This window comes from Citrobacter sp. Cpo090 (assembly GCF_030332665.1).
GTDB lineage: Bacteria > Pseudomonadota > Gammaproteobacteria > Enterobacterales > Enterobacteriaceae > Citrobacter > Citrobacter portucalensis.
In genome coordinates, this window is sequence record NZ_JAOWHK010000028.1 from 67393 (window position 1) to 92365 (window position 24973).

21 protein-coding genes are annotated in these 24973 nt (G+C 54.7%); 20 read left to right on the forward strand and 1 reads right to left on the reverse strand.

Annotated elements, in window-relative coordinates; genetic code table 11:
* Positions 1–68 precede the first annotated feature (68 nt).
* From trmJ to sseB, 11 genes are all read left to right on the forward strand, one after another.
* Complete coding sequence (trmJ, locus tag OGY83_RS11970) at positions 69–800, forward strand: tRNA (cytosine(32)/uridine(32)-2'-O)-methyltransferase TrmJ (protein WP_079939502.1); 732 nt, start codon at positions 69–71, stop codon at positions 798–800.
* A gap of 239 nt (positions 801–1039) precedes the next feature.
* Positions 1040–1531, forward strand: coding sequence for a Fe-S cluster assembly transcriptional regulator IscR (gene iscR, locus OGY83_RS11975; RefSeq protein ID WP_003037674.1), 492 nt, complete (start codon positions 1040–1042; stop codon positions 1529–1531).
* Between the two features lie 112 nt (positions 1532–1643).
* Positions 1644–2858, forward strand: a complete 1215-nt coding sequence (gene iscS / locus OGY83_RS11980; protein ID WP_003835233.1) for a cysteine desulfurase — start codon at positions 1644–1646, stop codon at positions 2856–2858.
* 25 nt (positions 2859–2883) lie between these two features.
* Entirely contained in the window at positions 2884–3270 is a 387-nt protein-coding gene (iscU, locus tag OGY83_RS11985) for a Fe-S cluster assembly scaffold IscU (RefSeq protein ID WP_002913991.1), read from the forward strand.
* A 20-nt stretch (positions 3271–3290) separates the two neighbouring features.
* A complete protein-coding gene (gene iscA, locus OGY83_RS11990) occupies positions 3291–3614 on the forward strand; it encodes an iron-sulfur cluster assembly protein IscA (RefSeq protein ID WP_003835203.1) in 324 nt (107 codons plus the stop codon).
* A 108-nt stretch (positions 3615–3722) separates the two neighbouring features.
* Positions 3723–4238 (forward strand): co-chaperone HscB, encoded by a 516-nt coding sequence (gene hscB, locus OGY83_RS11995; protein ID WP_286635943.1) that lies wholly within the window; start codon positions 3723–3725, stop codon positions 4236–4238.
* A 15-nt stretch (positions 4239–4253) separates the two neighbouring features.
* Positions 4254–6104, forward strand: coding sequence for a Fe-S protein assembly chaperone HscA (gene hscA / locus OGY83_RS12000; RefSeq protein WP_286635944.1), 1851 nt, complete (start codon positions 4254–4256; stop codon positions 6102–6104).
* A 1-nt stretch (position 6105) separates the two neighbouring features.
* Complete coding sequence (gene fdx, locus OGY83_RS12005; RefSeq protein WP_003037690.1) at positions 6106–6441, forward strand: ISC system 2Fe-2S type ferredoxin; 336 nt, start codon at positions 6106–6108, stop codon at positions 6439–6441.
* An 11-nt stretch (positions 6442–6452) separates the two neighbouring features.
* Positions 6453–6653: a Fe-S cluster assembly protein IscX gene (gene iscX / locus OGY83_RS12010; protein WP_003037694.1), complete on the forward strand. Its 201-nt coding sequence runs from the start codon at positions 6453–6455 to the stop codon at positions 6651–6653.
* A gap of 61 nt (positions 6654–6714) precedes the next feature.
* Positions 6715–7998: an aminopeptidase PepB gene (pepB, locus tag OGY83_RS12015; protein ID WP_005120412.1), complete on the forward strand. Its 1284-nt coding sequence runs from the start codon at positions 6715–6717 to the stop codon at positions 7996–7998.
* A 70-nt stretch (positions 7999–8068) separates the two neighbouring features.
* Positions 8069–8845 (forward strand): enhanced serine sensitivity protein SseB, encoded by a 777-nt coding sequence (gene sseB, locus OGY83_RS12020; protein ID WP_286635945.1) that lies wholly within the window; start codon positions 8069–8071, stop codon positions 8843–8845.
* 43 nt (positions 8846–8888) lie between these two features.
* Here the strand turns inward: sseB and sseA are convergent, their stop codons facing one another.
* A complete protein-coding gene (sseA, locus tag OGY83_RS12025) occupies positions 8889–9734 on the reverse strand; it encodes a 3-mercaptopyruvate sulfurtransferase (RefSeq protein WP_079939505.1) in 846 nt (281 codons plus the stop codon).
* Positions 9735–9940: 206 nt separating this feature from the next.
* On the opposite strand from sseA, the gene OGY83_RS12030 reads away from it, so the two are divergent.
* The 9 genes from OGY83_RS12030 to bamB all read left to right on the forward strand — a co-directional run bounded on the left by OGY83_RS12030 (position 9941) and on the right by bamB (position 24860).
* Positions 9941–14875: an alpha-2-macroglobulin family protein gene (locus tag OGY83_RS12030; protein WP_286635946.1), complete on the forward strand. Its 4935-nt coding sequence runs from the start codon at positions 9941–9943 to the stop codon at positions 14873–14875.
* Positions 14876–17188, forward strand: a complete 2313-nt coding sequence (gene pbpC / locus OGY83_RS12035) for a peptidoglycan glycosyltransferase PbpC (RefSeq protein WP_286635947.1) — start codon at positions 14876–14878, stop codon at positions 17186–17188. It begins immediately after the preceding gene.
* A 148-nt stretch (positions 17189–17336) separates the two neighbouring features.
* Positions 17337–17768, forward strand: coding sequence for a nucleoside-diphosphate kinase (gene ndk, locus OGY83_RS12040; protein ID WP_003037710.1), 432 nt, complete (start codon positions 17337–17339; stop codon positions 17766–17768).
* 290 nt (positions 17769–18058) lie between these two features.
* On the forward strand, positions 18059–19225 hold the full coding sequence (gene rlmN / locus OGY83_RS12045) for a dual-specificity RNA methyltransferase RlmN (RefSeq protein ID WP_003037713.1): 1167 nt from the start codon (positions 18059–18061) through the stop codon (positions 19223–19225).
* A 283-nt stretch (positions 19226–19508) separates the two neighbouring features.
* The gene (gene rodZ, locus OGY83_RS12050) at positions 19509–20507 is read left to right on the forward strand and encodes a cytoskeleton protein RodZ (protein ID WP_123267717.1); all 999 of its coding nucleotides are present in this window, start codon (positions 19509–19511) and stop codon (positions 20505–20507) included.
* Between the two features lie 26 nt (positions 20508–20533).
* Positions 20534–21652, forward strand: a complete 1119-nt coding sequence (gene ispG, locus OGY83_RS12055; RefSeq protein ID WP_286635948.1) for a flavodoxin-dependent (E)-4-hydroxy-3-methylbut-2-enyl-diphosphate synthase — start codon at positions 20534–20536, stop codon at positions 21650–21652.
* A 110-nt stretch (positions 21653–21762) separates the two neighbouring features.
* A complete protein-coding gene (hisS, locus tag OGY83_RS12060) occupies positions 21763–23037 on the forward strand; it encodes a histidine--tRNA ligase (RefSeq protein WP_286635949.1) in 1275 nt (424 codons plus the stop codon).
* Between the two features lie 13 nt (positions 23038–23050).
* Complete coding sequence (locus OGY83_RS12065; RefSeq protein WP_079939510.1) at positions 23051–23671, forward strand: YfgM family protein; 621 nt, start codon at positions 23051–23053, stop codon at positions 23669–23671.
* A 10-nt stretch (positions 23672–23681) separates the two neighbouring features.
* A complete protein-coding gene (gene bamB / locus OGY83_RS12070; protein ID WP_286635950.1) occupies positions 23682–24860 on the forward strand; it encodes an outer membrane protein assembly factor BamB in 1179 nt (392 codons plus the stop codon).
* Positions 24861–24973 lie beyond the last annotated feature (113 nt).

Genomic DNA, 24973 nt, shown 5'->3' on the forward strand with positions numbered 1-24973 from the left:
CAGCGAGTTCGGAATATGTCTTCGTTTTATGGTAATATGCCCGAATAATCTTTAGCCGAAGAAATACAATGCTGCAAAATATTCGAATCGTGCTGGTGGAAACCTCTCACACTGGCAACATGGGCTCTGTAGCCCGCGCAATGAAAACCATGGGTTTAACTAATCTGTGGCTGGTAAATCCATTGGTTAAACCGGACTCCCAGGCCATCGCCCTGGCAGCGGGTGCCAGTGATGTGATCGGTAGCGCGCAGATCGTCGATACGCTCGATGAAGCGCTGGCGGGCTGTAGCCTGGTGGTAGGCACCAGCGCGCGTTCCCGTACGCTGCCGTGGCCGATGCTGGATCCGCGTGAATGCGGTTTAAAAAGCGTTTCTGAGGCGACGAACTCGCCGGTGGCGCTGGTGTTTGGCCGCGAACGCGTTGGCCTGACCAACGAAGAGCTGCAGAAGTGCCATTATCACGTCGCCATTGCCGCGAACCCGGAATACAGTTCGCTCAACCTGGCAATGGCGGTGCAGGTTATCTCTTATGAAGTGCGCATGGCCTGGCTGGCAACGCAGGAAAGCGACAAGGCAGCAGAATACGAAGAAGCTGAGTATCCGCTGGTCGATGATTTAGAACGTTTTTACGGTCATCTGGAGCAAACGCTGCTGTCGACCGGGTTTATCCGTGAAGGGCACCCGGGACAGGTGATGAATAAGCTGCGCCGTTTGTTCACGCGCGCGCGTCCAGAGAGCCAGGAGCTGAACATCCTGCGCGGGATTTTAGCTTCAATCGAGCAGCAGAATAAAAGCAAGTAACTGTACTAATGCCGGATGCGTTTCGCTTATCCGGCCTACAGGCCGCACGATTCGTAGGCCGGATAAGCGAAGCGCATCCGGCAAGTGAAAATGGCACTGAAGGTTAAATACCTGACTAAATTAGTCAAGTAAATAGTTGACTGATTTAGTCGGGAATGTCAGACTTGCCCCTGCTATGCAATACCCCCATTTTACAATAAAAAACCCCGGGCAGGGGCGAGTTTGAGGCTAAGTAAGACATGAGACTGACATCAAAAGGGCGTTATGCCGTGACCGCAATGTTGGACGTTGCGCTCAACTCCGAAACGGGCCCGGTACCGTTGGCTGATATTTCTGAACGTCAGGGAATTTCCCTGTCATATCTGGAGCAGCTGTTTTCCCGTTTGCGTAAAAACGGTCTGGTTTCCAGCGTACGTGGACCAGGCGGCGGGTATCTGCTGGGTAAAGATGCCGGCAGCATCGCAGTAGGTGAAGTGATTAGCGCTGTTGACGAGTCTGTAGATGCGACCCGTTGCCAGGGCAAAGGCGGTTGTCAGGGCGGCGATAAATGCCTGACCCACGCACTGTGGCGCGATCTGAGCGATCGTCTGACCGGTTTCCTCAACAACATTACGTTGGGCGAACTGGTGAATAATCAGGAAGTCCTGGATGTGTCTGGTCGCCAGCATACCCATGACGCTCCACGCACTAATCGTGCTCAAGACGCGATCGACGTTAAGTTACGCGCATAATAAAAGTATTTTAGAATCAGGCCGGGGTGCTACACACCCCGTTAACTCGGTCGTACATCCAGCCGGTTGCCTGATTCCTTGCATTGAAGCGATGTACGGAGTTTATAGAGCAATGAAATTACCGATCTATCTCGACTACTCCGCAACCACGCCGGTGGACCCGCGTGTTGCCGAGAAAATGATGCAGTGTCTGACCCTGGACGGAAACTTTGGTAACCCAGCGTCTCGTTCACACCGTTTCGGCTGGCAGGCTGAAGAGGCGGTAGATATCGCCCGTAACCAGATTGCCGACCTCGTGGGCGCTGACCCGCGTGAAATCGTATTTACTTCCGGTGCGACTGAATCCGATAACCTGGCGATTAAAGGTGCAGCCAACTTTTATCAGAAAAAAGGCAAGCACATCATCACCAGCAAAACCGAACACAAAGCCGTGCTGGACACCTGTCGTCAGCTGGAGCGCGAAGGGTTCGAAGTCACCTACCTCGCCCCGCAGCGTAACGGCATTATCGACCTGAAAGAACTTGAAGCGGCAATGCGTGACGACACCATCCTCGTGTCCATCATGCACGTGAACAACGAAATCGGCGTGGTGCAGGATATCGCGACTATCGGCGAAATGTGCCGTGCGCGCGGCATCATCTATCACGTTGATGCGACCCAGAGCGTGGGTAAACTGCCTATCGATCTGAGCCAACTGAAAGTTGACCTGATGTCCTTCTCCGGCCACAAAATCTATGGCCCTAAAGGTATCGGCGCGCTGTACGTTCGTCGTAAACCGCGTATTCGTATTGAAGCGCAGATGCACGGCGGCGGTCACGAGCGCGGTATGCGTTCCGGTACGCTGCCTGTGCACCAGATCGTCGGCATGGGTGAAGCTTACCGTATCGCTAAAGAAGAGATGGAAACCGAGATGGCGCGCCTGCGCAGTCTGCGTAACCGTCTGTGGAACGGCGTGAAAGATATGGAAGAGGTGTACCTCAACGGTGACCTCGAGCAGGGCGCACCGAACATTCTCAACGTCAGCTTCAACTTTGTTGAAGGCGAGTCGCTGATTATGGCGCTGAAAGACCTGGCGGTATCCTCCGGTTCTGCATGTACTTCTGCAAGCCTGGAGCCATCCTACGTGCTGCGCGCGCTGGGGATGACCGACGAGCTGGCACACAGCTCAATTCGTTTCTCTTTAGGTCGTTTCACTACCGAAGAAGAGATTGACTACGCCATTAATCTGGTTCGCAACTCCATCGGCCGCCTGCGTGACCTTTCTCCGCTGTGGGAAATGTTCAAACAGGGCGTGGATCTGAACAGCATTGAATGGTCACATCACTAATCGGTACCGATAAGGAGAATTCAGCATGGCTTACAGCGAAAAAGTAATCGATCATTACGAGAATCCACGTAACGTGGGCTCTTTTGACAACAGCGACGAGAACGTGGGCAGTGGCATGGTGGGTGCACCGGCCTGTGGCGACGTGATGAAGTTGCAGATCAAAGTCAACAATGAGGGTATCATTGAAGACGCGCGTTTCAAGACTTACGGCTGCGGTTCCGCTATTGCTTCCAGCTCTCTGGTTACCGAATGGGTAAAAGGGAAATCTCTGGACGAAGCACAGGCGATTAAAAACACCGATATCGCTGATGAGCTTGAACTGCCACCGGTGAAAATTCACTGCTCTATTCTGGCTGAAGACGCGATTAAAGCCGCGATTGCGGATTACAAAAGCAAACGTGAAGCAAAATAATTAAGAGTTGAGGTTTTATTATGTCGATTACCTTAAGCGACAGTGCAGCAGCGCGTGTAAATACCTTCCTGGCAAACCGCGGTAAAGGGTTTGGTCTGCGTCTGGGCGTGAGAACCTCCGGCTGCTCAGGTATGGCCTATGTACTGGAATTTGTTGACGAGCCGGCGGCTGAAGATACCGTGTTTGAAGACAAAGGCGTAAAAGTCGTGATCGACGGTAAGAGCCTGCAATTCCTCGACGGTACGCAGTTAGACTTCGTCAAAGAAGGTCTGAACGAAGGGTTTAAGTTCACTAACCCGAACGTGAAAGACGAATGTGGATGCGGCGAAAGCTTCCACGTGTAACGCGCTTACTGATAACCCCACCGTGGTCGCCTGCGCGTGGGGTTTGTTTTACCTGACTCTCTGGTTTTGCCTCATCGAACAACAGAGAATCGATGCCCTGAGAATGTTATGGACTACTTCACCCTCTTTGGCTTACCGGCCCGTTATCAGCTCGATAATCAGGCGCTGAGCCTACGTTTTCAGGATCTACAACGTCAGTATCATCCTGATAAATTCGCCAGCGGTTCCCAGGCGGAACAACTTGCTGCGGTTTCGCAGTCCGCCACTATCAACCAGGCCTGGCAAACGCTGCGTCATCCTTTGATGCGCGCCGAATACTTATTGTCTTTACACGGCTTTGATATCCGCAACGAGCAGCACACGGTGCGCGATACCGCGTTCCTGATGGAGCAACTTGAGCTGCGTGAAGAGCTGGACGAGATTGAACAGGCAAAAGACAGTCAACGTTTAGATGCGTTTATGCAACGCGTCAGCGAAATGTATAACGTTCGCCATCAACTGATGGTGGAACAGCTGGATAGCGAGACGTGGGACGCAGCGGCAGATACCGTGCGTAAGCTGCGTTTTCTCGATAAACTGCGAAGCAGTGCAGAACAACTCGAAGAAAAACTGCTCGATTTTTAATTTCCGGAAGCGAAAATGGCCTTATTACAAATTAGTGAGCCTGGTCTGAGCGCCGCGCCGCACCAGCGTCGTCTGGCGGTAGGTATCGATTTAGGCACCACCAACTCCCTGGTTGCGACTGTACGCAGCGGCCAGGCCGAAACGCTGGCAGACCATGAAGGTCGCCACCTGTTGCCGTCAGTGGTTCACTATCAGCAGCAGGGCTACTCTGTCGGTTACGATGCCCGCGCCAATGCCGCGCTGGATACGGCAAACACCGTCAGCTCGGTAAAACGCATGATGGGCCGCTCTCTGGCGGATATCCAGGCGCGTTACCCGCATCTGCCATATACGTTCCAGGCGAGCGAAAACGGCCTGCCAATGATTGAAACCGCAGCCGGTTTGCTGAATCCGGTGCGTGTCTCCGCTGATATTCTGAAAGCGCTGGCCGCGCGGGCAACCGAATCGCTGTCCGGCGAACTGGACGGCGTAGTAATCACCGTTCCGGCTTACTTTGACGACGCACAGCGTCAGGGAACCAAAGACGCCGCGCGTCTGGCGGGCCTGCACGTATTGCGTCTGCTGAACGAACCGACCGCAGCGGCGATCGCGTATGGCCTGGACTCCGGTCAGGAAGGCGTAATTGCGGTCTACGACCTTGGCGGCGGTACGTTTGATATTTCTATTCTGCGCCTGAGTCGCGGCGTGTTCGAAGTGCTGGCGACCGGCGGTGATTCCGCGCTCGGCGGCGACGATTTTGACCATCTGCTGGCCGATTACATTCGTGAGCAGGCAGGCGTGGCCGATCGTAGCGATAACCGCGTACAGCGCGAACTGCTGGATGCCGCGATTGCAGCGAAAATCGCGCTTAGCGACGCTGATTCTGTAACGGTTAACGTGGTGGGATGGCAGGGTGAAATCACCCGTGAAACCTTTAATGAACTCATTTCCACACTGGTCAAGCGTACGCTGCTGGCCTGCCGCCGCGCGCTGAAAGATGCGGGCGTGGAGCCGCAAGATGTGCTGGAAGTGGTGATGGTGGGTGGTTCAACGCGCGTGCCATTGGTACGTGAACGCGTCGGTGAATTTTTTGGCCGTACGCCGCTGACCTCTATCGATCCGGACAAAGTGGTCGCTATCGGTGCGGCAATTCAGGCGGATATTCTGGTCGGGAATAAGCCGGACAGCGAAATGCTGCTGCTGGACGTTATACCGCTGTCCCTGGGACTGGAAACCATGGGCGGTCTGGTGGAGAAAGTGATCCCGCGTAACACCACTATCCCGGTGGCGCGCGCGCAGGACTTTACCACCTTTAAAGATGGCCAAACCGCGATGTCCATTCACGTGATGCAAGGCGAGCGTGAACTGGTGCAGGACTGCCGTTCCCTGGCGCGTTTTGCGCTGCGCGGCATCCCGGCATTGCCAGCAGGCGGCGCGCATATCCGCGTGACCTTCCAGGTGGATGCCGATGGGCTGCTGAGCGTCACCGCCATGGAGAAATCCACCGGCGTTGAGTCCTCAATCCAGGTTAAACCGTCCTACGGTCTGACCGACAGTGAAATCGCCTCCATGATTCAGGATTCGATGAGTTTTGCCGAGCAGGACGTTAAAGCCCGTATGCTGGCAGAACAGAAAGTCGAAGCGGCACGCGTACTGGAGAGTTTATCCGGTGCGTTGAACGCTGATGCCGCGCTGTTAAGCGCCGCAGAACGTCAGGCTATCGACACCGCCGCCGCGCACTTGAGCGAGGTTGCACAGGGTGACGATGTTGACGCGATAGAACAAGCCATTAAAAACGTAGACAAACAAACCCAGGAATTCGCTGCTCGCCGCATGGACAAATCCGTCCGTAGCGCGCTGAAAGGCCATTCCGTGGACGAGGTTTAATATGCCAAAGATTGTTATTTTGCCTCATCAGGATCTCTGTCCCGATGGCGCAGTTCTGGAAGCTGAGACCGGCGAAACTATTCTCGACGTTGCCCTGCGTAACGGGATCGAGATTGAACACGCCTGTGAAAAATCCTGTGCCTGCACTACCTGCCACTGCATCGTGCGTGAAGGTTTTGATTCTTTGCCGGAAAGCACAGAAGAAGAAGACGACATGCTGGATAAAGCCTGGGGACTGGAGCCGGAGAGCCGTTTAAGCTGTCAGGCACGGGTAACCGAGGACGATTTAGTGGTCGAAATCCCACGTTACACAATCAATCATGCGCGTGAGCATTAACAGAGGGTAGTATGGGACTGAAGTGGACCGATAGCCGCGAAATCGGCGAGGCGCTGTATGACGCGTTCCCCGATCTCGATCCCAAGACCGTTCGTTTCACCGATCTGCACCAGTGGATCTGTGACCTGGAAGAGTTCGATGATGATCCTCAGGCATCGAACGAAAAAATCCTTGAGGCCATTTTGCTGGTCTGGCTGGACGAAGCCGAATAAGTCAACGGGCTGCCCTCGGGTGGCCCGTTTTCCTGTATGCGCGAAAATAAGGATAAATAAAATGACAGAAGCCATGAAAATAACGCTTTCCACGCAACCCGCCGATGCCCGCTGGGGTGAAAAGGCGACATACAGCATTAATAATGACGGCATTACCCTGCACCTGAACGGAAAAGATGACCTCGGCCTTATCCAGCGTGCCGCGCGTAAAATCGACGGCCTGGGCATTAAACACGTTCAACTGGACGGTGAAGGCTGGGATACCGAACGTAGCTGGGCGTTCTGGCAAGGCTACAAGGGACCAAAAGGCACCCGCAAAGTTGAGTGGGCCGCTCTGGACGAAGCGCAGCGCAAAGAGCTGGATAACCGTCTGAAAATTATCGACTGGGTGCGCGATACCATTAACGCCCCGGCAGAAGAGCTGGGCCCGGAACAGCTGGCGCAGCGTGCTGTTGATCTGCTGTGCTCCGTCGCGTGCGATAACGTCTCTTACCGTATCACCAAAGGCGAAGATCTGCGCGAGCAGAACTACATGGGACTGCATACCGTAGGTCGCGGCTCTGAACGTCCACCGGTGCTGCTGGCGCTGGACTACAACCCAACAGGCGACAAAGAAGCCCCGGTTTATGCCTGCCTGGTTGGCAAAGGTATCACCTTTGACTCCGGTGGTTACAGCATCAAACAAAGCGCATTCATGGACTCAATGAAGTCTGACATGGGCGGTGCGGCAACGGTCACCGGCGCGCTGGCATTTGCCATCACCCGTGGTCTGAACAAGCGCGTGAAGCTGTATCTGTGCTGCGCGGATAACCTGATCAGCGGCAACGCCTTTAAGCTCGGCGACATCATTCACTATCGCAACGGTAAAAAAGTTGAAGTGATGAATACCGATGCCGAAGGGCGCCTGGTGCTGGCCGATGGTCTGATCGACGCCAGCGCGCAGAAACCGGAGCTGATTATTGATGCTGCCACGCTGACCGGCGCGGCGAAAACCGCGCTGGGCAACGATTACCACGCACTGTTTAGCTTTGATGATCAACTGGCTGCTCGCCTGCTGGCAAGTGCAGCGCAGGAAAACGAACCGTTCTGGCGTTTGCCGCTGGCAGAGTTCCACCGTAGCCAGCTGCCGTCGAACTTTGCCGAGCTGAATAACACCGGCAGCGCGGCTTACCCGGCTGGCGCAAGCACCGCGGCGGGATTCCTGTCCCATTTCGTGGAAAACTACCAGCAGGGCTGGCTGCACATCGACTGCTCCGCAACCTATCGCAAAGCGCCGGTTGAGCAGTGGTCTGCGGGCGCAACCGGTCTGGGTGTGCGCACGATTGCGAATCTGCTGACCGCATAATTTATTACTGTATTGCCGGATGGCGCTACGCTTATCCGGCCTACATGTATTCATCCAATTTGTGATACTTATGTCCGAAACAAAAAACGAATTAGAAACATTGCTGGAACAGGCGGCGACAGAGCCTGCGCATCGTCCGGCATTTTTCCGTACTTTACTGGAATCCACGGTCTGGGTGCCGGGTACTGCCGCAGAAGGCGAGGCGGTGGTTGAAGACAGCGCTCTCGATCTGCAGCACTGGGAAAAAGAAGACGGCACGACCGTGATCCCGTTCTTCACCTCTCTGGAAGCCCTGCAGCAGGCGGTGGAAGATGAGCAAGCGTTCGTCGTTATGCCGGTGCGTACGTTGTTTGAAATGACGCTCGGCGAAACGCTGTTTCTCAACGCGAAACTGCCGACCGGCAAAGAATTTATGCCGCGTGAAATCAGCCTGCTGATGGGGGAAGAGGGGAATCCGCTCAGTACCCAGGAAGTACTGGAAGGCGGTGAATCGCTGATCCTCTCTGAAGTCGCTGAACCTCCGGCGCAGATGATTGACTCGCTGACTACGCTGTTTAAAACCATTAAGCCGGTAAAACGCGCGTTTATCTGCTCAATCAAAGAAAGTGCGGAAGCCCAGCCGAATCTGCTGATTGGTATTGAAGCGGAAGGGGATATTGAAGAGATCATCCACGCTGCGGGCAGCGTCGCGACCGATACGCTGCCGGGTGATGAACCCATTGATATCTGCCAAGTGAGGAAAGGTGAGAAGGGCGTGAGCCACTTTATCACTGAGCACATCGCACCGTTCTACGAACGCCGCTGGGGCGGTTTCCTGCGAGACTTTAAACAGAACCGGATTATCTAAATGGTAGGCCGGATAAGCGAAGCGCTATCCGGCATTTCCTGCTTTATAATTTCGGTTCTACCGGTAAATCGTTGCGCGCTCCCCATTCGCTCCATGCGCCGTCATACAATGCGACGTCAGAAACGCCCAGGGTGGCAAGTGCCAGCACCACAACGGCAGCCGTTACGCCGGAGCCGCAGCTGGCGATAATAGGGCGGTCAAAGCTCACGCCGTGGCTGAAGAAAATAGCATCCAGTTCATCGGTGGTTTTCAGTTCGCCGTCACGAACCAGTTCTGTCCACGGTACGTTAAGCGCACCCGGCACATGGCCACGTTTCAGACCTGGACGCGGTTCGTCAACTTCGCCATTAAAACGCGCAGCCGGACGGGCATCGACGATCTGCGCCGTTTTTTCATGACTGGCCAGCAGTACATCGGTAACGCGCACAACTGCGTCAGGCGTAAAGGCCACATTAAATTCACCTTCAGGTAAATCCTCATCGCCTTCCTTGAGCATTAGCTCATCGCGCTTCCAGCCTGCCAGACCGCCCGCCAGAATGGAGACATTTTCGACGCCAAATGTCCGCAGCATCCACCATGCGCGTGGCGCGGAAAACAGATTACCGTCATCGTAGATAACCAGATGCTTATCCTGATCAACACCCAGCTCGCGCATCGCAACGGCAAAGGCTTCCGGGCGCGGCATCATATGCGGTAGCGGTGAGGTATGATCGGAAAGCGCTTCAATATCAAAAAAGACTGCTCCAGGAATATGGCCCGCGCGATACTCCTCGCCAACATCGCGATCTTCCTGTCCTGGAGGTGCCATCCGGGCATCAAGAATTTGTATTTCCGGGTCGTCAATATGTTCGGCAAGCCAGTCGGCAGCGACAAAGAAGGCGGTGGTCATAGGCATCTCCATTTTTACCAGGTTTTGGCAAATTGTCGGACGTTTAGTGCAAAGCGACAAGTAAAAGAGGCTGATTTGTCAGGCGAATCCACATTAATCATGAAAATTAGGACAACGTTGTTCAGTTACTGACTTCCACAGCTGGAAATCTGACGCATAATAGTTGTTCTACGTAGCTAACGGGCCACTACGGCCAGGGATGAAAAATGAAACATTTACGCGTAGCGGCCTGCATGCTAATGCTGGCACTGGTCGGGTGCGATAATAATAACGAAAAATCACCGACGGCTGCGAAACCTGATGCGCCTGCGCCGCAGACTGCGCCAGCAAAAGATAAAGCGCAATTACAAAAGCTGATGCAGCAAAGTCAGGGCAAGTCGCTGACGCTGCTGGATGCCTCAGAGGTCCAGCTCGACGGTGCGGCAACGCTCGTGTTGACCTTCTCCATTCCCCTCGATCCAGAACAAGATTTTTCCCGTGTCGTACACGTTGTTGACAAAAAAAGCGGCAAAGTGGACGGTGCCTGGGAGCTGGCGCCAAATCTGAAAGAGCTACGCTTACGCCATCTCGAACCTAACCGGGAACTGGTGGTGACCATTGAGCGTGATTTGCTGGCGCTGAATAAAGCAACGTTCGCTATTGATTATGAAAAAAACATTACCACTCGCGACGTCCAGCCAAGCGTAGGGTTTGCCAGTCGTGGCTCGCTGCTGCCGGGAAAAGTAATTGAAGGCCTGCCGGTAATGGCCCTCAACGTTAACAGCGTGGATGTGAACTTCTTTCGCGTGAAGCCTGAATCGCTCGGCGCATTTGTCAGCCAGTGGGAATACCGCAATTCATTGACGAACTGGGAATCTGACAATCTGCTGAAAATGGCGGAACTGGTGTATACCGGACGCTTTGACCTCAATCCTGCGCGTAACACCCGTGAGAAGCTGCTGCTGCCGCTGAGCGATATCAAACCGTTGCAGCAAGCAGGTGTTTACATCGCGGTGATGAATCAGGCTGGACAATACAACTACAGTAATGCCGCTACGCTGTTCACGCTCAGCGATATTGGTGTGTCTGCTCACCGTTACCACAATCAACTGGATGTCTTTACGCAGAGTCTGGAAAACGGCGCCGCGCAGCAGGGTATTGAGGTTACGTTACTCAACGAAAAAGGACAGACGCTGGCGCAGGCTACCAGCGATGCGCAGGGTCATGTCAAACTGGAGACTGATAAAGACGCGGCCTTATTGCTGGCCCGCAAAGACGGGCAAACCACGCTGCTGGATCTGAAGCTCCCGGCGTTGGATCTGGCTGAATTTGATATTGCTGGCGCACCGGGATACAGCAAACAGTTCTTTATGTTTGGTCCCCGTGACCTCTACCGCCCTGGCGAAACGGTGATCCTCAACGGGTTACTGCGTGACAGCGATGGAAAAACGTTGCCCGACCAGCCGGTGAAGCTGGAGGTCGTGAAGCCCGACGGACAAGTGTTACGCTCGGTGGTTAGCCAGCCAGAGAACGGTCTGTACCGCTTTAGTTGGCCGCTGGACACCAACGCACCAACCGGTATGTGGCATATTCGTGCTAATACGGGCGACAACCAGTCGCGGATGTGGGATTTCCACGTCGAAGATTTTATGCCTGAGCGGATGGCGCTCAATCTCTCCGCCAATAAGATTCCGGTAGCTCCGGCTGATGAAGTGAAGTTCTCGGTAGTGGGCTACTACCTGTACGGCGCACCCGCTAACGGCAATGCTCTGCAAGGGCAGCTTTTCCTGCGCCCGCTGCGCGAAGCGGTGCAGGCATTGCCGGGGTTCCAGTTTGGTAATATTGCCGAAGAAAATCTGTCCCGCAGCCTCGATGAAGTTCAGCTTACGCTGGATGAACACGGTCGCGGCGAAGTGACCACCAACAGCCAATGGCAGGAGACGCATTCTCCGTTACAGGTGATCCTGCAAGCCAGCCTGCTGGAGTCTGGTGGCCGTCCGGTAACGCGTCGGGCTGAACAAGCCATCTGGCCTGCGGACACGCTGCCGGGTATTCGTCCGCAGTTTGCGGCAAAAGCTGTCTATGACTACCGTACTGATACCACCGTGAATCAGCCTATCGTTGATGAAAACAGCAACGCCGTTTTCGACATTGTGTATGCCGATGCGCAAGGCGAGAAAAAAGCGGTGTCCGGTTTGCAGGTACGTTTGATCCGCGAGCGACGAGATTATTACTGGAACTGGTCTGAAGGCGAGGGCTGGCAATCACAGTTCGATCAAAAGGATCTGGTTGAGGGTGAGCAGACCCTGGATCTTAAGGCCGATGAGACCGGTAAAGTTAGCTTCCCGGTTGAGTGGGGCGCTTATCGTCTGGAAGTAAAAGCCCCGAATGATGCAGTGAGCAGCGTACGCTTCTGGGCCGGTTATAGCTGGCAGGATAACAGCGACGGCAGCGGGGCCGCGCGTCCCGATCGCGTGACGCTGAAACTGGATAAACCCAGCTATCGTCCTGGCGATACCATGAACCTGCACGTTGCCGCTCCTGCTGCTGGCAAAGGTTATGCGATGGTGGAATCCAGCGAAGGCCCGCTGTGGTGGCAAGAAATAGACGTACCGGCGGATGGTCTCGATATCTCTATCCCGATCGATAAAAGCTGGAATCGCCACGATTTGTATCTCAGCGCGCTGGTGATTCGCCCTGGCGACAAGTCCCGTTCGGCAACGCCAAAACGGGCGGTCGGCTTACTGCATTTGCCGTTAGGCGATGAAAACCGTCGTCTGGCGTTGGCGCTGGAAAACCCGGCGAAAATACGTCCAAACCAGCCGTTGACCGTCAAGATTAAAGCCAGCGTCAAAAATGGCGACGTACCAAAACAGGTTAACGTGCTGGTCTCTGCCGTTGATAGCGGGGTGTTGAACATTACCGATTACGCCACGCCGGACCCGTGGCAGGCGTTTTTCGGGCAAAAACGCTATGGCGCGGATATTTATGATATTTACGGCCAGGTAATCGAAGGGCAGGGGCGTCTGGCAGCGCTGCGCTTTGGTGGTGATGGCGATGAATTAAAACGCGGCGGTAAGCCACCGGTCAATCACGTCAATATCGTGGCGCAACAGGCGTTGCCGGTCACGCTCAACGAGCAGGGCGAAGGTACGGTGACGTTACCAATTGGTGATTTCAATGGTGAACTGCGGGTAATGGCGCAGGCCTGGACTGCGGATGACTTTGGCAGCAGCGAAAGCAAAGTGATTGTTGCGGCACCGGTGATTGCTGAACTGAACATGCCGCGCTTCCTGGCGGGGGGCGATACCTCGCGCCTGACGCTGGATGTGACCAATCTGACTGACAAACCGCAAACGCTGAATATTAAGCTCGTGGCCAGCGGTTTACTGGAGCTGATGGGGCAAGATCCCGCACCGGTAAATCTGGCGCCAGGCGTACGAACTACGCTGTTTATTCCGGTGCGTGCGCGGGAGGGCTTTGGTGATGGCGAAATTCAGGCAGAAATTAGCGGTCTGACTTTACCGGGTGAAACGCTGCCTGTTCAGCATAAACAGTGGAAGATTGGCGTGCGTCCGGCGTTCCCGGCGCAAACCGTTAATAACGGTGTCGCACTGCAGCCAGGCGAAACCTGGCAGCTTCCGGGCGAAGAACTGACCAATTTCTCCCCTGCAACGATGCAGGGGCAATTGCTGTTCAGCGGTAAGCCGCCGCTAAATCTGGCGCGTTATATCCGCGAACTGAAGGCTTACCCTTACGGCTGCCTGGAGCAAACGGCGAGCGGGTTGTTCCCATCCTTATACACCAACGCTGCGCAATTGAAGGCGTTAGGTATTGTGGGCGACAGCGATGAAAAACGCCGTGCGGCAGTCGATATTGGGATTTCTCGTTTAGTGCAGATGCAGCGTGATAACGGCGGTTTCGCGCTGTGGGATAAAAACGGGTCGGAAGAGTACTGGCTGACCGCGTATGTCATGGATTTCCTCGTTCGGGCGAATGAACAGGGCTACAGCGTCCCGACAGAGGCGATTAACCGGGGCAACGAGCGGCTGCTGCGCTATTTGCAGGATCCAGGAATGTTGTCGATTCGCTATACCGACGACGCATCAGCAAGCCGGTTTGCCGTGCAAGCCTACGCCGCGTTGGTACTGGCGCGTCAGCAAAAAGCCCCGCTTGGCGCATTGCGTGAGATCTGGGATCGCCGTGCTCAGGCGGCTTCTGGTTTACCGCTGTTACAACTGGGGATCGCGCTGAAAAATATGGGTGATGCCAACCGCAGTGAACAGGCGTTGACGCTGGCGCTGAATACGCCGCGCCGCGATACGCAACAGTGGATGGCGGATTACGGCAGTGCGTTACGGGATAACGCGTTGATGCTGGCTTTGCTCGAAGAGAACAAGCTCAAACCTGACGTGCAGAATACGCTGCTGAACACGTTGTCAGAACAGGCCTTTGGACAGCGCTGGCTCTCGACTCAGGAAAATAATGCGTTGTTCCTTGCCGCGCGTACGTTACAGGATTTGCCTGGTACGTGGCAGGCGCAAACGTCACTCTCGGAGCAACCATTGGCAGGGGATAAATCGCTAACCCGCAATTTGGATGCCGACACACTGTCTACGCTGAGCGTCACCAATACCGGTAATCTACCGCTGTGGTTGCGTCTGGATGTGAGCGGTTATCCGCAAACCTCACCGACGCCTGCCAGCAACGTTCTGAATATTGAGCGTCAAATTCTGGGGCTCGACGGGAACAGCAAATCGCTGGATTCTTTGCGTAGCGGCGAGCTGGTGCTGGTCTGGCTGGAGGTGAAAGCCAGCCAGAACGTGCCGGATGCGCTGGTGGTTGACTTACTGCCAGCAGGACTGGAGCTGGAAAACCAGAATCTGGCCAACGGTAGCGCCAGCCTGCAGGATAGCGGCAGCGAAGTGGCGAATCTGCTTAATCAGATGCAGCAGGCAGATATACAGCACGTTGAGTTCCGTGACGATCGCTTTGTCGCCGCGGTGGCGGTCAACGAAGGACAACCGGTTACGCTGGTGTATCTGGCGCGAGCGGTAACGCCGGGAACCTACCAGGTTCCCGTCCCACAGGTGGAATCAATGTATGTTCCGCAGTGGCGCGCGACCGGTGCGACAGAGGGACTTTTGATTGTCAGACCGTAAATGATGCGTGGGTTGGGTAAACGTGGCTGCTGGCTCTGGCTGGCAGCCGTTGCGCTATTGATTGTGGCGGCAGTATGGGCGGCAGATAAAATCTGGCCGCTGCCGTTGCACGAAGTCGATCCGGCACGGGTCGTGGTGGCCCATGATGGTACGCCACTCTGGCGCTTTGCCGATGCGGATGGTATCTGGCGGTATCCGGTAACGATTGATGAAGTGTCGCCCCGCTACCTTGAGGCGCTAATTAACTACGAAGACCGCTGGTTCTGGAAGCATCCCGGCGTCAATCCGTTTTCAGTACTGCGCGCAGCATGGCAGGACCTCTCCTCTGGGCGTGTGGTTTCGGGCGGCAGTACGCTCACCATGCAGGTCGCACGATTACTCGATCCCCATCCGCGAACCTTCGGCGGCAAGTTTCGCCAGCTCTGGCGCGCATTGCAGCTGGAATGGCATCTCTCCAAACGTGACATCCTGACACTGTATCTCAACCGTGCGCCGTTTGGCGGTACGCTGCAGGGCGTGGGGGCGGCAAGCTGGGCCTATCTTGGTAAATCACCCGCGCAATTGAGTTACTCCGATGCCGCATTGCTGGCTGTGTTGCCACAGGCACCGAGTCGCCTGCGTCCGGATCGCTGGCCGGACCGTGCTGAAGCGGCGCGTAATAAAGTGCTCGAACGTATGGCGACTCAGGGTATTTGGCCTGCCAGACAGGTACAGGAGTCGCGTGAAGAGCCGATCTGGCTGGCACCCCGGCAAATGCCGCAGTTAGCGCCATTATTCTCGCGCATGATGCTGGGGAAAAGCCGGAGCGATAAAATCGTAACTACCCTTGATGCCGGATTGCAGCGCCAACTGGAAGAGCTGGCGCAAAACTGGAAAGGGCGCTTACCTGCTCGCAGTTCGCTGGCAATGATTGTGGTCGATCACACCGATATGAGCGTGCGTGGTTGGGTGGGATCGGTAGATATGAATGACGACTCTCGCTTTGGTCATGTGGATATGGTGAATGCGATCCGTTCGCCCGGCTCGGTGCTGAAGCCGTTTGTTTATGGCCTGGCGCTGGATGACGGACTCATTCATCCCGCTTCGTTGTTGCAGGATGTCCCGCGGCGAACCGGGGACTATCGACCGGGAAATTTTGACAGCGGTTTTCATGGCCCGGTGAGCATGAGCGAAGCGCTGGTAAGGTCGTTGAATTTACCCGCCGTGCAGGTACTCGAAGCCTATGGCCCGAAGCGTTTTGCCGCATCGTTACGTAACGTCGGCTTACCGCTGTATCTGCCCGCAGGGGCTGCGCCGAATCTGTCGCTGATTTTAGGTGGCGCGGGGGCAAGGCTGGAAGATATGGCCGCAGCGTACAGCGCCTTTGCCCGCCAGGGAAAAGCGGGAAAACTGCGTCTGCAGCCGGGTGACCCACTGCTTGAACGTCCGTTGATGTCGGCGGGCGCGGCGTGGATTATTCGCCGCATTATGGCCGACGAAGCGCAACCGCTGCCGGATAACGCGCTGAGCAGAGTGGTCCCTCTGGCGTGGAAAACGGGCACCAGCTATGGCTATCGCGATGCCTGGGCGATTGGTGTTAACGCCCGTTATGTGATCGGTATCTGGACTGGCAGACCAGACGGAACGCCGGTGGTGGGTCAGTTTGGATTTGCCAGCGCCGTGCCGCTAGTCAATCAGGTCAACAATCTTTTGCTCTCTCGCGGGACAAATCAGCCGGAAGATCCACGCCCTGAATCCGTAAGTCGCGGTGTGGTGTGCTGGCCGGGCGGGCAATCCCTTGCCCCCGGAGACAGCAACTGCCGTCGCCGTCTGGCAACCTGGTTACTGGATGGCAGTCAGCCGCCAACGTTATTATTGCCCGAGCAGGAAGGCGTTAATGGCATTCGTTTTCCTGTCTGGCTGGATGATGAAGGCAAACGTGTGGCGGCGGATTGCCCGCAGGCGCACCAACAAACGTTAATCGTCTGGCCGTTGCCGTTGGAGCCATGGCTACCGGAATCAGAACGCCGTGGGGCGAGATTACCGCCAGTTTCTGCCACGTGTCCGCCGCTGGGACAAGACGCTTCGCAGCCGTTGCAGTTGACAGGCATTCGTGATGGCGCGATTGTGAAGCGTTTACCCGGTTCTGCTCAAGCCTCATTGCCGGTGCAAACCAGCGGTGGGAGCGATGAACGCTGGTGGTTTCTTAACGGTGAAAGGCTGGATGAACGCGGACGTCGTCTTACGCTACGGCTGGCGACTCAAGGGGAATATCAACTGCTGGTGATGGATGACGCTGGTCAGGTCGCGACGGTGAGATTTTCGATGCAGTAGACCAGTTGGTGGCTGTTTGTTGCTAAAATTCATCTTATTTTAAAGAAATGTTACCTTCATCAATAGTCAATTGCCGGGATGCTCTTTATAATCCGCGCCAGGTCGTACATCTATATAGACAACAACAGAACACATTACAGAGGTTATCATGGCTATTGAACGTACTTTTTCCATCATTAAACCAAACGCGGTGGCAAAAAACGTTATTGGGAGCATCTTTGCGCGCTTTGAAGCAGCAGGGTTCAAAATTGTCGGCACTAAAATGCTGCACCTGACCGTTGAGCAGGCGCGTGGCTTCTATGCTGAGCACGATGGCAAACCGTTCTTTGACGGTCTGGTTGAATTCATGACCTCCGGTCCGATCGTTGTTTCTGTTCTGGAAAGCGAAAATGCCGTACAGCGTCATCGCGATCTGTTGGGCGCAACCAATCCGGCGAATGCGCTGGCTGGTACTCTGCGTGCAGACTATGCTGACAGCTTCACCGAGAACGGTACTCACGGTTCCGACTCCGTTGAGTCAGCGGCGCGCGAAATCGCCTATTTCTTTGGTGAAGGTGAGGTTTGCCCGCGCACTCGCTAATCTCCTGCGTCTTTCACGTCGCAGATGCGTTGGCAGCGTTCGTTTACCCCGGTCACATAGTTTTCTATGCTTCCGGGGATGCTCGAACTTGCCGCCTTCCTGCGACGCGAAATCCTTTGGAGATGAATTAGCGATTTACATATTATTTTCGCTAATGCTTCGTGCAAACGTGGCATCCCTGCGCCAGACTTTGTACAATGCAACGCCCCGGAAGAGCAGATCGCTTGCCGGGGCGTTTCTTTTTAACCCTCCACGGGCCACAACGTGTAACAACGAGGCCGGAAAAAATTATGTCTGAATTAGTTAACACCTCTGAAGTCGTCATTCCTGCGGTTCCAAATAAAAATGGAAAAATTAACCTGCTGGATCTGAACCGTCAGCAAATGCGCGAATTCTTCAAAGAGATGGGCGAAAAACCGTTTCGTGCCGATCAGGTCATGAAGTGGATGTACCACTATTGCAGCGACAACTTTGATGACATGACTGACATCAATAAGGTGCTGCGTAACAAGCTGAAAGAAGTGGCTGAAATTCGCGCCCCGGAAGTGGTGGAAGAGCAGCGTTCTTCTGACGGTACGATCAAATGGGCCATCGCGGTTGGCGATCAGCGTGTCGAAACCGTGTATATCCCGGAAGACGATCGTGCAACCCTGTGTGTTTCTTCACAGGTCGGTTGTGCATTAGAGTGTAAATTCTGCTCTACGGCGCAACAGGGCTTTAACCGTAACCTGCGGGTATCGGAGATCATTGGTCAGGTCTGGCGCGCGGCGAAGATCGTCGGTGCGGTTAAGGCTACGGGCGTGCGTCCTATTACCAACGTGGTGATGATGGGGATGGGCGAGCCGCTGCTCAACCTGACCAACGTGGTTCCGGCGATGGAAATCATGCTCGATGACTTCGGTTTTGGGCTGTCCAAGCGTCGCGTCACGCTCTCCACCTCAGGCGTTGTTCCTGCGCTGGATAAACTGGGTGATATGATTGACGTCGCGCTGGCGATTTCTCTGCATGCACCGAACGATGAAATTCGTGACGAAATTGTACCGATCAACAAGAAGTACAATATCGAAACATTCCTTGGCGCGGTTCGTCGTTATCTGGAGAAATCCAACGCTAACCAGGGTCGTGTAACCATTGAGTATGTGATGTTAGATCACATCAATGATGGCACTGAACACGCGCATCAGCTGGCAGAACTGCTGAAAGATACGCCGTGTAAGATCAACCTGATCCCGTGGAATCCGTTCCCGGGCGCGCCGTATGGCCGTAGTTCTAACAGCCGTATCGATCGTTTCTCCAAAGTGTTGATGAGCTATGGTTTCACCACCATTGTGCGTAAAACACGTGGCGATGACATCGATGCAGCCTGTGGTCAGCTGGCGGGCGACGTTATTGACCGTACCAAGCGTACTCTGCGTAAGCGTATGCAGGGCGACGCTATCGACATTAAGACCGTTTGATGTTGGCGCACTACGGTATAATTCCTGTACCGTAGTGCAACGTAAGCCATATGAGGTTTTTTGTTGTCGTCGTCAGGTCAATAATAACGGTGCGTTTTTGTCGACTTTAAGGCAGTATGTAACGGCGTAACAAGTGTTTAGCCCTCAGGTTTACGCCGTTTTGTCATTGATAGTCTGACCGTTTTATACTGTCTGACGAAGGTTAACTGACCAGATGTTTCGCGGTGTGGGTGAGCATTGTGGCTCGCCGGCATCAGAACCCAAATTTACGCAGCTGTAGCGAATGAATACTGAAGCCACGCACGACAAAAATGAAACACTATCCACCGGCGTTCGTCTGCGCAATGCCCGTGAACAACTCGGATTCAGCCAGCAGGCAGTCGCGGAGCGACTTTGCCTGAAGGTTTCCACGGTACGCGATATTGAAGAAGACAAGGCGCCAGCCGATCTTGCTTCAACATTCCTGCGCGGGTATATCCGTTCTTATGCGCGTCTGGTGCATATTCCTGAAGAAGAACTGTTGCCAGGGCTGGAAAAACAGGCTCCGATTCGACCAGCTAAAGTCGCACCGATGCAGAGCTTCTCGCTTGGTAAGCGTCGTAAGAAACGTGACGGCTGGTTAATGACCTTTACCTGGCTTGTGCTGTTTGTCGTTGTCGGACTGACAGGCGCCTGGTGGTGGCAGAACCATAAAGCACAGCAGGAAGAGATCACCACCATGGCCGATCAATCCTCTGCTGAGCTGAATGCCGGTAAAGAGGGTGCGCAGAACGTACCGTTAGATACCAGCGCCGCAGCGGGGCAGGATACCCCTCCGGCTCCTGACGATAGTGCGGTAGCGGACGCGGCGCCAACGTCAGACGTTGCGGCGACCCCGGCACCCGCCGCTGATGCGCAGCAGAACGCCGTTGTTGCCCCTTCTCAGGCTAACGTCGATACCGCAGCTACAGCGCCAACAGCGCCAGCTACTGCGGCTCCTCTGCCGACCGATCAGGCTGGTGTGACTACACCTGCAGCCGATCCTAACGCGCTGGTGATGAACTTTACCGCCGATTGCTGGCTGGAAGTAACCGATGCAACCGGTAAAAAACTGTTCAGCGGGATGCAGCGTAAAGACGGCAATCTAAATCTGACCGGTCAAGCGCCGTACAAACTGAAAATTGGCGCCCCGGCGGCAGTGCAGATTCAGTTCCAGGGTAAACCTGTCGATCTGAGTCGTTTTATCAGAACTAACCAGGTTGCGCGTCTGACCGTTAATGCCGAACAATCACCGGCTCAGTAACAGACGGCAATGCGGGAGATTTTTTAATGCATAACCAGGCTCCAATTCAACGTAGAAAATCGACACGCATTTACGTTGGGAACGTGCCGATCGGCGATGGTGCGCCCATCGCCGTACAGTCTATGACCAATACACGCACCACGGATGTGGAAGCGACGGTTAATCAGATTAAAGCGCTGGAACGCGTAGGCGCAGACATTGTTCGTGTCTCTGTACCGACAATGGATGCCGCAGAAGCGTTCAAGCTTATCAAACAGCAGGTTAACGTCCCGCTGGTTGCCGATATTCACTTCGACTATCGTATCGCGCTGAAGGTGGCGGAATACGGTGTTGATTGCCTGCGTATTAACCCAGGTAATATTGGCAGTGAAGAGCGTATTCGCATGGTGGTGGATTGCGCTCGTGATAAAAATATTCCTATCCGAATCGGCGTCAACGCCGGATCGCTGGAAAAAGATCTGCAGGAAAAATACGGTGAACCGACGCCGCAGGCGCTGCTGGAATCCGCTATGCGCCACGTGGATCACCTCGAACGTCTGAACTTCGATCAATTCAAAGTCAGTGTTAAAGCGTCTGATGTGTTCCTCGCCGTAGAATCCTATCGCCTGCTGGCGAAACAGATCGATCAACCGCTGCATCTGGGGATCACCGAAGCCGGTGGCCTGCGTAGTGGTTCGGTGAAGTCGGCGATCGGCCTTGGCCTGCTGTTATCTGAAGGGATCGGCGATACGCTGCGTGTTTCTCTGGCGGCCGATCCGGTGGAAGAGATCAAAGTTGGTTTCGATATCCTGAAATCGCTGCGCATTCGCGCGCGCGGGATCAACTTCATCGCTTGCCCAACCTGTTCGCGTCAGGAGTTTGACGTTATTGGTACGGTTAACGCGCTGGAGCAACGCCTGGAAGATATCATTACGCCAATGGACGTTTCGATCATCGGCTGCGTGGTAAACGGTCCTGGTGAAGCGCTGGTTTCTACGCTGGGCGTGACGGGCGGTAACAAGAAAAGCGGCCTGTATGAAGACGGCGTGCGTAAGGACAGACTCGATAACGACGACATGATTACGCAGCTTGAAGCCCGCATCCGCGCTAAAGCGAGTATTCTGGACGAAGCGCGTCGTATCGACGTGCAGCAGCTTGAAAAATAACAACGTGATGGGAAGCGGCGTGCTTCCCGTGTATGATTGAACCCGCATGGCGCCCGCATTGTTCGGGTTAGCGCTGAGGGTTCATTTTTATATTCATAAAGAGAATAAACGTGGCAAAAAACATTCAAGCCATTCGCGGCATGAACGATTATCTGCCTGGCGAAACCGCCATCTGGCAGCGCATTGAAGGCACTCTCAAAAACGTGCTCGGTAGCTACGGTTACAGTGAAATCCGCTTGCCGATTGTAGAGCAGACCCCGTTATTCAAACGCGCGATCGGTGAAGTCACCGACGTGGTTGAAAAAGAGATGTATACCTTTGAGGACCGTAATGGCGACAGCCTGACGTTGCGTCCTGAAGGGACTGCGGGCTGCGTACGCGCCGGCATCGAACATGGTCTCCTGTACAATCAGGAACAGCGTCTGTGGTATATCGGGCCGATGTTCCGCCACGAACGTCCGCAGAAAGGACGCTATCGTCAATTCCATCAGCTGGGTGTCGAAGTGTTTGGCCTGCAAGGCCCGGATATCGATGCGGAACTGATTATGCTGACCGCTCGCTGGTGGCGCGCGCTGGGTATTTCTCAGCATGTCAGCCTTGAGCTGAACTCAATCGGTTCACTTGAAGCCCGCGCTAACTACCGTGATGCGCTGGTCGCCTACCTGGAACTGCACAAAGAGAAACTGGACGAAGACTGCAAGCGTCGTATGTACACCAACCCGCTGCGCGTTCTCGACTCCAAAAACCCGGAAGTACAGGCGCTGCTCAACGACGCGCCTGCGCTGGGCGACTATCTTGATGACGACTCTCGCGAGCACTTCGCGGGCTTGTGCAAACTGCTGGAGTCCGCAGGCATAGCCTATACCGTCAATCAGCGTCTGGTTCGTGGTCTTGATTACTACAACCGCACCGTATTTGAGTGGGTCACCAGCAGCCTGGGCTCTCAGGGTACCGTGTGTGCCGGTGGTCGTTACGACGGTCTGGTAGAGCAACTTGGCGGTCGTGCAACGCCTGCCGTGGGCTTTGCCATGGGTCTGGAACGACTTGTTTTGTTAGTTCAGGCAGTTAATCCGGAATTTAACGCAGATCCTGTTGTCGATATATACCTGGTTGCTTCAGGGGCGGACACGCAGTCGGCGGCAATGACGCTTGCAGAACGTCTGCGCGATGACGTTCCTGGGGTGAAACTGATGACAAACCACGGCGGCGGCAACTTTAAGAAACAATTTGCCCGCGCCGATAAGTGGGGCGCCCGCGTTGCACTGGTACTGGGCGAGTCCGAAGTGGCTGACGGTACTGTTGTAGTGAAGGATTTGCGCTCTGGTGAGCAAACGGCAGTAGCGCAGGATAGCGTTGCCGCGCATTTGCACACTCTACTGGGCTAAGGAGAAGGACAGCGTGGAAATTTACGAGAACGAACACGACCAGGTTGATGCGGTAAAACGCTTCTTTGCTGAAAACGGCAAAGCGCTGGCTGTTGGGATCATTTTAGGGGTTGGCGCGCTGGTTGGTTGGCGTTACTGGACCAGCCATCAGACGGAGTCCGCACGCTCTGCTTCTCTGGCGTATCAAAATACGGTGTCTGCGGTTAGCGCGGGTAAACCGGACAGCATTCCTGCTGCAGAGAAATTTGCTGCAGAGAATAAAAATACCTATGGCGCGCTGGCTTCACTGGAACTTGCGCAGCAGTTTGTTGACCAAAATGAACTTGAGAAAGCCGCAACTCAGCTGCAACAGGGCCTGGCTGCAACCAGCGATGAAAATCTCAAAGCGGTGATTAACCTGCGTCTGGCGCGTGTTCAGGTTCAGCTTAAACAGGCTGATACCGCGCTGAAAACACTCGACACCATTAAAGGTGAAGGGTGGACGGCCATTGTTGCCGATCTGCGTGGTGAAGCGTTGCTGAGCAAAGGCGACAAACAAGGTGCGCGTAGCGCATGGGAAGCGGGTGTGAAAAGCGATGCCTCTCCTGCTCTGAGCGAAATGATGCAGATGAAAATCAATAATTTGTCCATCTGAGAGGGACCCGATGCAATTGCGTAAATTACTTCTGCCAGGGCTGCTTTCCGTTACCCTATTGAGCGGCTGTTCACTGTTTAGTGGCGAAGAAGATGTCGTTAAGATGTCCCCATTACCGGTGGTTGAGAACCAGTTTACTCCGTCTACGGACTGGAGCACCTCCGTAGGTAACGGTATTGGTGATTTCTATTCCAATCTTCATCCTGCGCTGGCGGATAACGTTGTCTATGCAGCCGATCGCGCCGGTGTCGTTAAGGCGTTGAATGCGGACGACGGCAAAGAAGTCTGGTCTGTTAATCTGGGTGAGAAAGACGGCTGGTTCTCCCGTGCATCTGCACAGCTTTCTGGCGGTGTAACCGTGTCCGGCGGACATGTTTACATTGGCAGCGAAAAAGCACAGGTTTATGCGTTGAATACCAGCGATGGTACCACCGCATGGCAGACGAAAGTCGCCGGTGAAGCGCTGTCTCGTCCTGTTGTGAGCGATGGCGTAGTATTGATCCACACCAGCAACGGTCAGTTGCAGGCATTAAACGAAGCTGACGGCGTCATCAAATGGACCGTTAACCTCGACATGCCTTCTCTGTCTCTGCGTGGTGAATCCGCTCCGGCAACCGCCTTTGGCGCAGCTATTGTCGGCGGTGATAACGGTCGCGTGAGCGCCGTGCTGATGCAGCAAGGCCAGATGATTTGGCAGCAGCGTATCTCTCAGGCGACAGGCCCAACGGAAATCGATCGTCTGAGCGACGTTGATACCACGCCGGTTATCGTCAATGGCGTTGTTTACGCGCTGGCTTATAATGGTAACCTGACGGCGCTGGATCTGCGCAGCGGTCAGATTATGTGGAAACGCGAACTAGGCTCGGTGAATGATTTCATCGTCGATGGTAACCGTATCTACCTGGTTGACCAGAACGACCGTGTGCTGGCGCTGACCACCGATGGCGGCGTGACGCTGTGGACGCAAAGCGATCTGCTGCACCGTCTGCTGACGTCCCCGGTATTGTATAATGGCAATCTGGTCGTCGGTGATAGTGAAGGCTACCTGCACTGGATTAACGTTGACGATGGTCGTTTTGTTGCCCAGCAGAAAGTCGACAGCTCCGGTTTCCTGACCGAGCCGGTCTCTGCTGATGGTAAACTGCTGATCCAGGCGAAAGACGGTACGCTGTACTCTATTACGCGTTAATCGTCGCGGCCGCTCGCTTTGAAAAACGGCTCCTGGTGCAGGGGCCGTTTTACTGTTTTTAACAACGGGGCAAAAATGTGCCCGTTGTCTGATGATTTTTTAAATGAGGCTTT